The following is a 13,102-nucleotide window of genomic DNA, read 5'->3' on the forward strand; positions in this document are numbered from 1 at the left end:
TTTCCAGACTCCCAGGTGTGTTGGGGTCTTCACCTTGCCTTTGCGTTTGCGTAACCGCATCACCATCAGCACCGAATGCTGCTACCGATTTCTGCAAAGGATACTCAATGACCAACGAACACCTTGAAACCGACCGCGCCACGTCGCGAAGTGGGGGTGCCCCGCACTATTCTGGAAAGCGAAGTACTTCAAAGGAGACCATGACTAACTCCGAGTCACACGAACACGATTCATCGTCGATGGACGACGCCCAGATTCAGGCCGCCATCGACCGCATCCTTGCGGCAGACGAGGCCCAGGGGCCTCAGGTGCAGCATTTCGCATCCGATGATGAATCCATTTTCTCTGGTCAGGCGACCGCCCTGAACCGTTTTTCCTCCGGCTATTCCACCTATGACGGTGAGCAGGACGACCTGGCCGAGCGTCGCGCCCTGCGACGCGTTGCAGGCCTCTCTACGGAGCTCGAAGACGTCACCGAGGTGGAATACCGCCAGCTGCGCCTTGAGCGTGTGGTGCTGGCCGGAGTCTGGACCGATGGAAGCGTCACCGAAGCGGAGAATTCGCTGCGCGAATTGGCAGCGCTAGCGGAAACCGCAGGCTCGGAAGTACTCGACGGTGTTGTGCAGCGCCGCAGCAAGCCAGACCCGTCGACGTATCTGGGCTCGGGCAAGGCCATGGAGTTGCGCGAGATCGTAGCCTCCACTGGCGCCGATACCGTGATTGTCGATGCCGAACTGGCCCCGTCGCAGCGCCGTGCGCTGGAAGACGTTGTCAAGGTCAAGGTCATCGACCGCACCAGTTTGATCCTGGACATCTTCGCGCAGCATGCGAAGTCCCGTGAAGGCAAGGCCCAGGTCGAACTGGCCCAGCTGGAATACCTGCTTCCGCGTCTGCGTGGCTGGGGCGAATCCATGTCCCGCCAGGCCGGCGGCCGGGTGGGCGCCGCGGGCGGCGGCATTGGTTCGCGTGGCCCGGGTGAAACCAAGATTGAAATGGATCGCCGCCGCATTCGCGACCGCATGGCAAAATTGCGCCGTGAGATCAAGGCGATGAAGCCGGCCCGAGAAGCCAAGCGCGCAAACCGCCGCCGCAACGACGTTCCCGCGGTCGCCATTGCCGGCTATACCAATGCCGGGAAGTCCTCCCTGCTGAACCGACTGACCAATGCCGGGGTCTTGGTGGAGAACGCGCTGTTCGCCACCCTGGATCCCACGGTGCGGCAGGCGGCCACCGAGGACGGGCTGACCTACACGCTGGCGGATACGGTGGGTTTCGTGTCCAACCTGCCAACGCAGCTGGTGGAGGCTTTCCGCTCGACGCTGGAGGAAATTGCGGATTCCGACCTGATTCTTCACGTTGTTGATGCCTCGCATCCGGATCCGGAAGGCCAGATCCAGGCAGTGCGTACGGTGCTGGGCGAAGTCGATGCGCTGAACATTCCCGAGATCATCGTGCTGAACAAGGCTGATGTGGCTGACCCATTTGTTATTGAAAGGGTCCGAAACCGCGAATCCAACACCGTGGTTGTCTCGGCACACACCGGTGAGGGAATCAAGGAGCTTCTGGCGAAGGTCAGCTCTTCAATTCCGCGCCCGGGAGTGCAGATGGAAGTGCTGATCCCATATAACCGCGGGGATCTGATCGCGAAACTTCATCAGAGTGAGTCTGAAATCCTTGAAAGCGAGCATCTGGAGAACGGAACCAGATTAATCGTCAAGGTACGAGAATCGTTGGCAGCAGAGTTGGAGACTTTCAACCTTCATGGATAAGCAAGAGCAGGCCCTTGACCTGCTGGAAGCCGCAGTAACTTCCATGGGCGGCGCCATGCGCGCCGGCCAGCAGGAAATGGTCAAGCACGTTGTATCGGCGCTGGAAGACGAAGAGCATCTGCTGGTGCAAGCAGGAACCGGTACGGGCAAGTCCATGGGCTACCTGATCCCGGCACTGGCACACGCCCAGACCAGCGCCAAACCGGTAATCGTATCGACTGCAACCTTGGCGTTGCAGTCGCAGATCGTCGGACGTGACGTACCTCGGCTCCTGGAGTCTCTCAAAGGCAAGCTTTCGCGACCCATGGACGTGGCCCTGCTCAAGGGCCGCTCCAACTACCTCTGCCAGTACAAGCTCGGCGGCGGATACCCGGAAGACGACGAAGGCACGTTGTTCTCCATGGATGAGCCCGCCGCGCCCAGGGGACAGACATTTTCCCCGCTGGCCAGCGAAGTCATGAAGCTTCGCGAATGGGCCGAGCGCACCGACACAGGGGACCGGGACGAACTGGTCCCCGGAGTCAGCGACAAGGCATGGAAACAGGTTTCGGTGTCCGCCATGGAGTGCCTTGGCTCCCAGAAATGCCCTATGGCCGATGAATGCTTCTCAGAGATGGCCCGCGCCCGGGCCGCCGAATCCGACGTGGTGATTACCAACCACGCCCTGCTGGCGGTCTCCGCCTTCGAAGGGCTGTCGGTGCTCCCGGACTTCGACGTCGCCATCATCGATGAGGCCCACGAGCTCCAGGACCGCGTCACCAGCTCGGTCTCAGGGGCACTGTCGGCTCGTATGGTGCTCACCGCAGCGGGCGGGGCCAAGCGCCATTGCGCCGTCAACGTTGACGAATTGGTCAAAGCCACCAACAGACTTGAAAAGGCCTTGACCGGCGTACCGACCGGGTTGTTGCAGACCGGCCTGCGCGAGGACATGGGAATCGCCCTGAACGACATCGTGGAACAGGCCCGGCTCATTCTCGCATTGACGAAGCCTGAAGCCAACGCGCCGGCCGATGGTGGTCGCCAGACCGCCAGGTCGCAAATGCAGGCCGTCATGGACGACGCCATCCGCATGCTCGAAGCCGAAGACCGCCGGGAGGTGCTCTACACGACCCGTCCGCGAGAATTTGTCGAAGGCCGCGGCTATGTCGAGGCGGATGACAACCAGCCGGCGACACTTAACGTGGCACCGCTGTCCGTGGCCGGAAAACTGCGCGAAGGACTCTTTGACGGTCGTACCGTCATCTTGACCAGCGCCACCTTGGCCATCGGCGCGCAATTCGACTCGGTGGCCGGTTCACTGGGGCTCCTGGGTGCCGGTGCACCGTCATGGACAGGCATCGACGTCGGCAGCCCATTCGATTATCCGAAGCAGGGCATCTTGTATGTCGCCAAGCACCTGCCCAAACCCGGCAGGCAGCTTGCCGCCGAGACCCTGGACGAAATCGAGGATCTGATCAAGGCTTCGGGCGGCGGCGCGTTGGCGCTGTTCACCTCGAAGCGTTCTGCCGAAGAAGCGGCGGCGATCTTGCGCGAGCGCCTCGACGTCGAGATCCTCTGCCAGGGTGATGCGAGCATGAAGTCTCTGGTAGCGCAGTTTGCCGAGGAACGGGACACTTGTCTCTTCGGCACCATGACTCTCTGGCAGGGCGTAGACGTGCCTGGCGACTCCTGCCGTTTGGTTATTATCGACAAGATCCCGTTCCCGCGTCCGGACGATCCGATCTCCAAGGCCCGCACCGAAGACGTGCAGAAGCACGGCGGTAACGGTTTCATGCAGGTTTCGGCCACCCACGCCGCGATCCGTCTGGCCCAGGGCGCTGGCCGGTTGATTCGTTCCGTGTCGGACAAGGGCGTCGTGGCAATCCTCGACTCACGCATGGCTACCGCACGCTACGGCAGTTTCCTCAAGGCCTCGTTGCCGCCGATGTGGCCCACCGTGGACAAGAAGACCATCACCGGTGTCCTCAAGCGGATGGACCCGAACCGCTAGATCGGTATTGGTTCATTCCGCGGAAGCCGGCACGGCTGAGCCCGTGTCGAAGCAAAGAGCGCTGGGACGCAGTCATATTGAACTGCACCCCAGCGCTCTTCGATTTGTCGGATTAGAGCGAACGCATGACCGATACAACGCGTCCCATGACGGTCGCTGCATCACCGAGGATCGGCTCGTACCGAGAATTCTGCGGCAACAACCAGGTATGACCGTCGCGCTGCCGGAACGTCTTCACGGTAGCTTCTTCATCGAGCAATGCAGCCACGATGTCGCCGTTGTTCGCAGTTTGCTGGCGACGCACAACAACCCAGTCGCCGTCGCAGATCGCAGCATCAACCATCGAGTCTCCTGAGACTCGAAGCATGAACAGCTCTCCGTGGCCCACCAGCTGGCGCGGAAGCGCGAACACGTCCTCTACCGTCTGATCTGCAAGGATCGGTCCACCAGCGGCGATACGGCCAACCAGCGGCACCATAGTGGTGTCCGCGGAGGTGCTCAGCTCAATGATCTTCGCATCTTCCTTGCCGGCCTCTTCCGCTGGCTTGGGCGCCTCGGCCGCTGCGGCATCCTCGCTGAGCTGCAGCGGCAGCAGGATCTCCATGGCACGAGGTCGGCGTGGATCACGACGAAGGTAGCCGAGCTTTTCAAGCTGGCTCAACTGGTGCGTGACACTCGACAGGCTCTTGAGGCCCACGGTGTCGCCGATCTCGCGCATCGACGGCGGATAGCCGTTCTTTCCGATCGAGCGCTGGATGGTCTCGAGAATTTTCTTCTGGCGGATCGTCAGCGAACGTGCATTCGATCGGGGAGTGCGCTCTGAAGCTGACATGACCTTTAGCCTTCCCTAATCACCGGTCGTGAGCTGGGCGGATGCCTAACTGTCGGAAGCCAGTGATGTTATGTATTCGTTCCTCTTCTACTTCGAAATCTTAGTCGATGTGAGGGAGTCTTTCAAAGATTTGTTCGAAAGTGTCTGGACAATTTCCGCGAAGTTCTGTTAGAAAAGATATACGAGAATCGAACACATCTTCGAAAACAGTATTCGAAGACAGGTTCGCATCATGCCACTGTTGAGGAGAATAGTCATGGCAACCGCCGCACTTGACTCGAAACGCACCAAAGAACACATGAAGATCCGCATCAATCGTCGCGGCTGGGCCGTGCTGGTTGGGGTCCCGGTGTTCATTCTGACCATCGCCGCCGCATTCCTGATCACCATGTTCACTTCAAGTGCCCAGGCGGCGTCCAACTCGCCGCAAGGTGTTGAAACCGTGGCCGTGACCGTCATCCCGGGCGACTCGTTGTGGGATCTCGCCCGTGAATACGCCGTAGGCTACGACGTGAATGCGGCCATGGAGCATATCACGGAGATCAACGCACTGGACTCCAGCGAGATCCGCGTTGGCGACACCTTGGAGATCCCGGTGTTGGCCAACTAGCCGGTCAAACCCTCAAAATGGCGACAGGTATTGTTACCAAGGTTTGTCGCCAATTCTTGAACCGACGACTGCGCCATTAGACTTAATGACGTGAATGTCCGCAGTGAACTATTGAGTCAGCTGCCCTTGCGTGAGAATCTCCGCGGGCTGTCCCCTTACGGTGCGCCACAAATTGACGTACCAATTCAGCTGAATGTCAATGAGAACACCCATCCGCTTCCGCAGACCGTGATTGATGCAATCGCTCAAGAAGTCTCCAAGGCAGCGGCCACGCTGAATCGCTACCCGGATCGTGAATTCGTGGAATTGCGTGAACTCCTAGCCAAGTACCTGGGCCACGATCTGGATCGCGAGAACATTTGGGCCGCGAACGGTTCCAATGAGATCCTGCAGCAGATCCTGCAAGCCTTCGGTGGCCCCGGTCGAAGCGTCATGAGTTTCGGCCCCACTTATTCCATGTACCCGCTGCTGGCCAGCGGAACCGATACCGAATACATCGCCGGCCAACGCGCCGATGATTTCACTCTCTCGGCCGACTCTGCTGCCGCGCAGGTACGCGAGCACACACCGAATATCGTTTTCCTCTGCTCTCCGAACAACCCAACCGGCACGGCATTGGGACTGGATGTCATCGAGGCTGTCTACGAGGCAGCCTCCGAGACCAACGCTATGGTCATCGTCGACGAGGCCTACGCTGAATTTTCACTGGCCAAGACCAAGTCGGCACTGAGCCTCCTCGGAGGTCGCCAGCGCTTGATTGTCAGCCGCACGATGTCCAAGGCCTTCGGCCTGGCTGGCGCCCGAGTGGGCTACTTGGCTGCGGCACCGGAAGTCACCGATGCGATTCGGCTTGTCCGCCTGCCCTACCACCTCTCTGCAGTGACCCAGGCGACCGCCATTGCCGCGCTGAAGAACGTTGACCTTCTGCTGGCACAGGTCGAAGAAATCAAGACCCAGCGCGACCGCATCGTGAGCACCTTGACCGAGCTGGGTTTGAAGCCTTCGGTTTCAGACTCGAACTTCGTCTTTTTCGGCGGCCTGGACGACCCCCACGCCATTTGGCAGGGGCTTCTCGACGCCGGAATCATCATCCGTGACAACGGAATCGCCGGCACCCTGCGAGTCACCGCGGGAACTGAGGCCGAAACCACCGCCTTCTTGGAGCGGCTGACCGAACTGCTCAGCGCACAGAAGTAGAAAAGACAAGCGAAGGAAGACATGTCTGCCGAATTGATTGGCGCACGTCGCGCCCGTATGGAACGAGTCACCAGCGAATCCTCGGTATTCGTTGAACTGGATCTCGATGGCTCAGGCGTCTCGGAGATCAGCACCACCGTGCCGTTCTTCGACCATATGCTCACTGCCCTGTCCAAGCACTCGCTGATCGACCTCACCGTGCGTGCAACCGGCGACACCCATATCGACGTACACCACACAGTGGAAGACACCGCGATCACCATCGGCGAGGTGCTGCGTGTTGCCCTGGGCAACAAGGCGGGTATCCGCCGCTTCGGCACTTCCTACGCACCGCTGGACGAAGCACTAGCCCGCTCCGTTGTAGATGTCTCCGGGCGCCCCTACCTGGTGCACGGCGGCGAGCCGGCCGGCCAGGAATACCATCTGATCGGTGGACACTTCACCGGTTCGATGACCCGTCACGTTTTCGAGGCGATCACGTTCCACGCGCAGATTTGTGCCCACATCGAGGTGCTCTCGGGCCGCGACCCGCACCACATCGTCGAAGCGCAGTTCAAGTCCTTCGCCCGTGCCTTGCGCGAAGCCGTCGAGCACGACGAACGCATGGGCGACAAGATTCCATCCACGAAGGGTGCCCTTTAAGTGGCAAAAAAGAAAGTTGTTGTCCTGGACTACGGTTCGGGCAACGTTCGCTCGGCAGTGCGTGCGCTTGAAGCCGCCGGAGCCGAGGTAGAGCTGACCGCAGACGCGGACAAGGTCCAAGCGGCTGACGGTCTGGTCGTTCCCGGCGTCGGCGCCTACGCATCGGTCATGGACCAGCTGACCAAGCTCGGTGCACTGCGCTGGATCGGTCGCCGTATCGCCGGCGGCAAGCCCGTGCTCGGAATCTGCGTTGGACATCAGGTCTTCTTCGACGAAGGCGTGGAACACGGCGTCAAGACGGCGGGTATTGGCGAGTGGCCAGGCACCGTAGAGCGGCTGCAGGCTGATGTCATCCCGCATATGGGCTGGAACACCGTTCGTCCGCCGGAAAACACCAAGCTCTTTGCAGGTATCGAAAACGAGCGCTTCTACTTCGTGCATTCATATGGAGTGCAGAAGTGGGAATTCGACGTCACCCAGCCGGCAATGACTCCGCCGCAGGTTACCTGGTCCACCCACGGAACCCCATTCATCGCAGCCGTTGAAAACGGTGCCTTGTCGGCAGTGCAATTCCACCCGGAGAAGTCTGGCGAAGCTGGCAAGAAGCTGCTGAGCAACTGGCTGGAGACTCTCTAGAATGTGGTCGATCGTACTCCTCGGGGTCGGCGCATTTCTTGCCGGCGGAGCAATCTCCTTGAAGAACCAGAAAGCGCACCTGTCGTGGATCATTGCCGCGTGGGGCCTGGCAGCTGGTTGTGTCATCGCAGCATGGGTCTTGACCCTCTAGTTTCAAACTTTCGAAGAAGGACAACATGAGTGAGCAACCAATTCTCGAACTGCTTCCCGCAGTAGATATCGCCGGCGGACAGGCGGTTCGCCTGGTGCAGGGTGAAGCCGGATCCGAAACTGGATACGGCGACCCTCTGGAAGCGGCGCTGGCCTGGCAGAACGACGGTGCAGAATGGCTGCACCTGGTCGACCTCGACGCCGCCTTCGGTCGCGGCAGCAACATCGAGATCGTCCAGCGAATCGCCCAGGAGCTGTCCATCAAGGTTGAGCTCTCCGGCGGAATCCGTGATGACGCGTCACTAGATCGCGCACTGGAATTCGGCGCCACCCGCGTGAACCTCGGGACGGCCGCACTGGAGAACCCGGAGTGGACCCGCAATGCCATTGCCCGCCACGGCGACAAGATCGCCGTGGGCATGGATGTGCGTGGCACTACGCTCTCCGGCCATGGCTGGACCAAGGACGGGGGAGACCTCTGGGAGGTGCTTGCCCGCTTGGAGGATGCCGGCTGTGCGCGCTACGTCGTCACTGACGTCACGAAGGACGGAACCCTGCGTGGACCCAACGTTGAATTGCTGCGCGAGATCGCCTCGAAAACCAACAAGCCGGTTGTCGCATCGGGCGGTATCTCTTCCCTCGAAGACCTGCGTGTTCTGCGTGCGTTGGTGCCGGAAGGCATCGAAGGCGCCATCATGGGCAAGGCCCTGTACTCGGGGCAGTTCACGCTGCCCGAGGCGCTTGAAGTGGCAGGCCGTCGCTAAATAGGTCTGAGCCAGACCTTTGAAGTCGTGGATCGGTTGGAAAAATCCAGCCGGTCCACGATTTTTTATGAAGCCGAATATGAACCTCCTGCGGCGTCTGTGGCCAACGGCGGGGGACGGATGAGCCCCCGCCCAGGCCGCGAACTGCGCCCTGCGGGACATAGCCCGGCATTGCCGTGGCAAACAGGCTCTCGGATTCCGTGTCCTTGCGCATTATCATTTCAAGATGCCACATCCGCCGCGTTGTGGCCAGGCTCGAATATCTGAAGTGTGCCCAAGGTCTCGTGGGCAAGCTCATGCCCGAGTCCCTGAAACTTGTTCTTCCACCGGGGTTCTCACAGATAGCATGGATCTATGAGCACCGCGCAACCTGAATCCGCACCCAAGCGCCACCTGCCCGGACATATCGCCGCGGCACTGGCGCGGGCAGGTTCCCCGACTGATTCCGCAGGTCAAAGCTGGGAAGGCCGGGACCTGGCCGGTGATGAAAACCCGCTGCACAAGTTCGACAAGGACGACGGACTGGCAGATGAGGCGGTGATGCAGGCGCTGGCTGATCTGCGAGCCGGCAACGGCAGCGAGTCCGGCGTCCACCAGTCGCTGGCCAACGCCCGGGTTTTCGTTGCAGTAGTAGCCCAGCTTGGCGAAGAAGCGATGACCGAGCACGGCTTCGCCTCCGACAAGGAAGCCGACATGGCCCTGGTCAAGATCAAGGGGCCGGACGGACGCATGGCCTTGCCGGTGTTCACCACCGTGGAGCGGCTCCAGGCCTGGCACAACGAAGCGAGACCAGTCGCGGTCTACGCCCCGCGCGCCGCGTTGTCTGCGGTCAGCGAAGAATGCCAATTACTGGTGCTGGATCCGGGCGGCGACTACACGTTTGTCCTTCGACGACCGGGCATGTGGAACCTTGCCAAGCAGATCGAATGGACACCGAGCTATCTGAACCAGGGCATTGCTGAAATCGTCCAGGACGCGACGAGTGGCTACGCCCAGCTTCGCAAAGTGCAGATAGCACCAGGCCGAGGTGTTGGTTCACGAGATGCGCAGGGCAACGCAGTGCCCGGAGGCGGCTCCGGACCGGAATTGAACCTGCAGTTCGTTTTCGCGGCAGGAACCAGCGAAAACGATGCGCGAGAGATCGCGACAAATATTCACGGGCTATTGGCTCGAAAACCCGAGTTCGCCGAGGCGGTGGACTCGATAGAAATCAGCTTGCTCAGCTCATCCAGCTAGGGATGGGCCTACACGAAGAGGAATACTCCGCGTCATGAAGAACTACTGGCAGATCCTGCGTCAGCCTCAGATCGCTTCGCTGCTGGTTATCGGCATGGTCGCTCGGCTTCCTCATTCGGCGTTGGGCATGCTGCTTTTGCTCCATCTGGTCACGAACCTGGACCAGAGCTGGGTTTCCGCCGGCTTGGTGACAGCCTTGATGACCATTGGCATCGCGATCGGCGCACCTTGGCGCGGTGCCCGCGTAGACATGTGGGGTCTGCGCAGGGCGCTGATTCCCTCGGTCATCGTCGAAACAGCGGTCTGGTGCACAGTCCCGCACGTCACGCTGGTATGGATCTATCCGCTGGCTTTCATCGGCGGGCTCTTCGCCCTGCCGGTCTTCTCCGTGGTCCGAACCGCCTTGGGCGTGATGACCACCGGCGAGCAACGGCGCACCGCGTTCGCCCTGGATGCCACCGCCACCGAACTGGTGTTCATCGTCGGCCCGGCAGCCGCAGGTATCGTGGCAACGCAGATTTCAAGCACCATCGGGCTGAGCGTCATCGGCGTGACGGCCTCGGCGGCCGGATTGGCCATGATGCTCTTGAACCCTCCGACCAGCAGCGCCGACCCCAAGGCGTCGGCAAACAAGTCCAACGCCCACGAAGAACGGCTCGGCGCCGAGGCGAGCTTCATCGCCGCGGCTCCGGTAGGCGTGCCGGAAGTTGAAGGCGAATTGATTCTGGCCGGCATGAAATCTGCGCGTGCCAGGATCAAGAAGCGCGGCAAGAACTTCAAAAACCGCTTCAACTGGGTCAGCGCCTCGGTGCTCGCGGTCTTCATCGCGGCCTCCGGAGCAGGAATGCTGCTGACCGGCACCGAGGTATCCATCGTGGCTGAACTTGAAGCTGGCGGGAACAGCGAACAGCTTGGCCTCGTGTTCCTGTTTTGGTGCGGCGCATCCTTGATTGGCGGCCTGCTGTACGGCGCCATGCGCCGCAATATTTCGCCCCTTGTCCTGCTGCTGCTCATGGCGATCTTGACGATCCCGATGTTCTTCGCCTGGGATCCGCTGTCTCTGGCGATCTTCTCCGCGCTGCCTGGCTTCATGTGCGCACCGACCTTGTCCGCCGCCTCGGAGTGGCTGACCGACCTGGTGGCTGAAAAGCGCCGTGGCGAGGCCATGGGCTGGTACGGGTCGGCCATGACCGGCGGCACGGCGTTGGGGTCCCCGATGACCGGCGTGATGGTCGACAATTTCGGCCCCCCGCTGGCATTCGTCGGCATCGGTTCGCTGGCCATCATCGTTGTTGTCCTGGCATTGCTTGCCCAGCAGATTCGCCGCCGGGTCCGCCGGCAGCGCACCCGTACCCGCATCGCGGCGTAGATGGCGTAGATACCGTTTACGCGGATCTTCGGTTACAAGAACAAAAACATCATCCTCGGTTCGGCACAATGTGCCGGACCGAGGATGATCTTAATCTCTAATATTTTTTCGGATCGAAGCCTAGTTGACCGGTCCGGTGAACTTTTCGCCCGGGCCCTTGCCTGGTGCGTCGGGGATCAGCGAGGCTTCGCGGAAGGCCAGCTGCAGGCTACGCAGGCCGTCGCGCAGCGGCGCTGCATGCTGCGAACCAATCTCAGGTGCACCAGCGGTGACTAGGCCGGCGAGGGCGGTGATCAGCTTGCGGGCTTCGTCCAAATCCTTCAGTTCATTTGCGTCATCGCCTTCGGCCAGGCCGCATTTGACGGCGGCGGCGCTCATCAGGTGAACGGCAGCGGTCGTGATGATCTCTACTGCAGCGACCTCAGCGATGTCACGCACCTGCTGGTCGACGGAGTGCTGATGCGAGTTGGTGTCTTCGGTACTCATACTGCTAAGCTTGTCACAGACCGACTCGATACATGCAGTCAGGGTCCACCGGTTCGCGCCGGGCGGACGGATCGTATTAGTATTGAGCCAAGCAAGTGGAGGCCAACTCCCACCCGCTGTCGCCGTTTTGAGGCTTCCGGGTAATTCGGCAGGATATGCCTGAGCATATCCAAGATGGAACTCGGAAATTTCCGCAGATCCATTGTGTCGTCACTGTGGCCTTCGCCTGCAATCGCAGCCGGAGGCCTTCTTCGTTTGCGGGTATGGAACTTAGGATTTCAGGAGTGACACATCAGCGATCCACGCATTAATGAGCGCATTCGCGTGCCAGAGGTACGTCTCGTCGGCCCCAATGGTGAGCAGGTAGGCATCGTCCGCATCGAGGACGCGCTTCGACTGGCTCACGAGTCCGATCTGGACTTGGTCGAGGTGGCACCCAACGCCAAGCCTCCAGTGTGCAAACTGATGGACTTCGGCAAGTACAAGTACGAAGCCGCTGTCAAGGCTCGCGAAGCTCGCAAGAACCAGACCAATACGGTCCTGAAGGAAGTTCGCTTCCGCCTGAAGATTGACACCCACGACTACCAGACCAAGGTCGGCCACGCACTGCGCTTCCTGGGCGCCGGTGACAAGGTCAAGGCCATGATCCAGTTCCGTGGTCGTGAACAGCAGCGTCCCGAGATGGGTATCCGCCTGCTGGAGAAGTTTGCAGCGGATGTCGCCGAGGTTGGCGTCATTGAATCCAGCCCGCGCATCGATGGCCGAAACATGGTCATGGTTGTAGGTCCGCTGAAGAACAAGGCCGAGGCTCGCCGCGAACAGCAGCAGAAGTCGGGTGGCCGTGATTCGGCCAAGCGCAAGATCCGCACCGACGCTCCAGCCGAGACCGAAGGCCAGAATGTCGCAGCAGCGATGGACGAGGAATCTCGCGCCAAGCTGGAGCAGGCACGCCAAGCAGCTGAAGGCGACGCCTAGCCAAGCCTGTTGGGCTTTCGAGCCCGTCACCGCTAGACGGTGAAGGAACTTCCTTGGAAGATCCAACTACAAGAGAACAGCAGCGGTCACCTTTCGCAAGGGGCCCGCTTCGGATGATCCCTACACGTCATTCAATTGCCGTGTGGAGCACGTAAGGAGAACGGCAGCTATGCCGAAGTTCAAGACTCACAGTGGCGCCAAGAAGCGCTTCAAGGTTACCGGCAGCGGTAAGCTCGTCCGCCAGCAGGCTAACCGCCGTCACTACCTGGAGCACAAGTCCTCGCGACTGACCCGTCGCCTGGCTTCTGACCAGCTGGTCGCAAAGGCCGATGTGAAGACCATCAAGCGGATGCTGGGCCTCTAAGCCTCCCTTTCGCAATTCGGGGAAGCATCACCCCACCACCCATAGACTTCTCCCATTCCGCCACCGCGGCCTGGGGAACCAA

The 13,102-nt window shown here is 60.6% G+C and carries 14 protein-coding genes; 12 read left to right on the top strand and 2 right to left on the bottom strand.

Annotation, left to right across the window (positions count from 1 at the left end; translation table 11 throughout):
* The first annotated feature begins 200 nt into the window (after positions 1 to 200).
* Positions 201 to 1,769: a GTPase HflX gene (hflX, locus tag ACTX90_RS05795; RefSeq protein WP_504434245.1), complete on the top strand. Its 1,569-nt coding sequence runs from the start codon at positions 201 to 203 to the stop codon at positions 1,767 to 1,769.
* Positions 1,762 to 3,759, top strand: a complete 1,998-nt coding sequence (locus tag ACTX90_RS05800; RefSeq protein WP_424679040.1) for an ATP-dependent DNA helicase — start codon at positions 1,762 to 1,764, stop codon at positions 3,757 to 3,759. Before hflX ends, ACTX90_RS05800 begins: the two co-directional genes overlap by 8 nt.
* A 112-nt stretch (positions 3,760 to 3,871) precedes the next feature.
* Here the strand turns inward: ACTX90_RS05800 and lexA are convergent, their stop codons facing one another.
* Positions 3,872 to 4,591 carry a transcriptional repressor LexA gene (gene lexA / locus ACTX90_RS05805; RefSeq protein WP_047121159.1) on the bottom strand — a complete coding sequence of 240 codons (720 nt, stop codon included), beginning with the start codon at positions 4,589 to 4,591 and terminating at the stop codon, positions 3,872 to 3,874.
* Between the two features lie 256 nt (positions 4,592 to 4,847).
* Here lexA and ACTX90_RS05810 point away from each other — a divergent pair, with 256 nt between their 5' ends.
* The 8 genes from ACTX90_RS05810 to ACTX90_RS05845 all read left to right on the top strand — a co-directional run bounded on the left by ACTX90_RS05810 (position 4,848) and on the right by ACTX90_RS05845 (position 11,195).
* On the top strand, positions 4,848 to 5,201 hold the full coding sequence (locus tag ACTX90_RS05810; protein WP_047121160.1) for a LysM peptidoglycan-binding domain-containing protein: 354 nt from the start codon (positions 4,848 to 4,850) through the stop codon (positions 5,199 to 5,201).
* Between the two features lie 90 nt (positions 5,202 to 5,291).
* Entirely contained in the window at positions 5,292 to 6,398 is a 1,107-nt protein-coding gene (locus ACTX90_RS05815) for a histidinol-phosphate transaminase (RefSeq protein WP_443443457.1), read from the top strand.
* A gap of 21 nt (positions 6,399 to 6,419) precedes the next feature.
* Positions 6,420 to 7,040, top strand: a complete 621-nt coding sequence (gene hisB / locus ACTX90_RS05820; RefSeq protein ID WP_047121162.1) for an imidazoleglycerol-phosphate dehydratase HisB — start codon at positions 6,420 to 6,422, stop codon at positions 7,038 to 7,040.
* Positions 7,041 to 7,676 (top strand): imidazole glycerol phosphate synthase subunit HisH, encoded by a 636-nt coding sequence (gene hisH, locus ACTX90_RS05825; protein ID WP_047121163.1) that lies wholly within the window; start codon positions 7,041 to 7,043, stop codon positions 7,674 to 7,676.
* 1 nt (position 7,677) lies between these two features.
* A complete protein-coding gene (locus ACTX90_RS05830) occupies positions 7,678 to 7,827 on the top strand; it encodes a CG2302 family histidine operon protein (RefSeq protein ID WP_183043112.1) in 150 nt (49 codons plus the stop codon).
* Positions 7,828 to 7,852: 25 nt separating this feature from the next.
* A complete protein-coding gene (priA, locus tag ACTX90_RS05835; protein ID WP_443443459.1) occupies positions 7,853 to 8,590 on the top strand; it encodes a bifunctional 1-(5-phosphoribosyl)-5-((5-phosphoribosylamino)methylideneamino)imidazole-4-carboxamide isomerase/phosphoribosylanthranilate isomerase PriA in 738 nt (245 codons plus the stop codon).
* 354 nt (positions 8,591 to 8,944) lie between these two features.
* Entirely contained in the window at positions 8,945 to 9,826 is an 882-nt protein-coding gene (locus ACTX90_RS05840; protein WP_424679042.1) for an SseB family protein, read from the top strand.
* Positions 9,827 to 9,860: 34 nt separating this feature from the next.
* Positions 9,861 to 11,195: an MFS transporter gene (locus ACTX90_RS05845; RefSeq protein ID WP_424572432.1), complete on the top strand. Its 1,335-nt coding sequence runs from the start codon at positions 9,861 to 9,863 to the stop codon at positions 11,193 to 11,195.
* 120 nt (positions 11,196 to 11,315) lie between these two features.
* Here the strand turns inward: ACTX90_RS05845 and ACTX90_RS05850 are convergent, their stop codons facing one another.
* On the bottom strand, positions 11,316 to 11,681 hold the full coding sequence (locus ACTX90_RS05850; RefSeq protein WP_053797718.1) for a DUF1844 domain-containing protein: 366 nt from the start codon (positions 11,679 to 11,681) through the stop codon (positions 11,316 to 11,318).
* A 324-nt stretch (positions 11,682 to 12,005) separates the two neighbouring features.
* Here ACTX90_RS05850 and infC point away from each other — a divergent pair, with 324 nt between their 5' ends.
* Together infC and rpmI are read left to right on the top strand one after the other, a co-directional pair.
* Positions 12,006 to 12,656: a translation initiation factor IF-3 gene (infC, locus tag ACTX90_RS05855; protein WP_053797719.1), complete on the top strand. Its 651-nt coding sequence runs from the start codon at positions 12,006 to 12,008 to the stop codon at positions 12,654 to 12,656.
* A 169-nt stretch (positions 12,657 to 12,825) separates the two neighbouring features.
* Positions 12,826 to 13,020, top strand: coding sequence for a 50S ribosomal protein L35 (gene rpmI / locus ACTX90_RS05860; protein ID WP_047121169.1), 195 nt, complete (start codon positions 12,826 to 12,828; stop codon positions 13,018 to 13,020).
* The last annotated feature ends 82 nt before the right edge of the window (positions 13,021 to 13,102 follow it).

The sequence above is a fragment of the Glutamicibacter soli genome, from assembly GCF_052322135.1.
Classification (GTDB): domain Bacteria; phylum Actinomycetota; class Actinomycetes; order Actinomycetales; family Micrococcaceae; genus Glutamicibacter; species Glutamicibacter soli.

Bases quoted from the DNA above. Each gene is read 5' to 3' on its own strand.
- hflX (WP_504434245.1), top strand. From the start codon at position 201: ATGACTAACTCCGAGTCACACGAACACGATTCATCGTCGATGGACGAC.
- ACTX90_RS05800 (WP_424679040.1), top strand. From the start codon at position 1,762: ATGGATAAGCAAGAGCAGGCCCTTGACCTGCTGGAAGCCGCAGTAACT.
- lexA (WP_047121159.1), bottom strand. From the start codon at position 4,591: ATGTCAGCTTCAGAGCGCACTCCCCGATCGAATGCACGTTCGCTGACG.
- ACTX90_RS05810 (WP_047121160.1), top strand. From the start codon at position 4,848: ATGGCAACCGCCGCACTTGACTCGAAACGCACCAAAGAACACATGAAG.
- hisB (WP_047121162.1), top strand. From the start codon at position 6,420: ATGTCTGCCGAATTGATTGGCGCACGTCGCGCCCGTATGGAACGAGTC.
- ACTX90_RS05830 (WP_183043112.1), top strand. From the start codon at position 7,678: ATGTGGTCGATCGTACTCCTCGGGGTCGGCGCATTTCTTGCCGGCGGA.
- priA (WP_443443459.1), top strand. From the start codon at position 7,853: ATGAGTGAGCAACCAATTCTCGAACTGCTTCCCGCAGTAGATATCGCC.
- ACTX90_RS05840 (WP_424679042.1), top strand. From the start codon at position 8,945: ATGAGCACCGCGCAACCTGAATCCGCACCCAAGCGCCACCTGCCCGGA.
- ACTX90_RS05845 (WP_424572432.1), top strand. From the start codon at position 9,861: ATGAAGAACTACTGGCAGATCCTGCGTCAGCCTCAGATCGCTTCGCTG.
- ACTX90_RS05850 (WP_053797718.1), bottom strand. From the start codon at position 11,681: ATGAGTACCGAAGACACCAACTCGCATCAGCACTCCGTCGACCAGCAG.
- rpmI (WP_047121169.1), top strand. From the start codon at position 12,826: ATGCCGAAGTTCAAGACTCACAGTGGCGCCAAGAAGCGCTTCAAGGTT.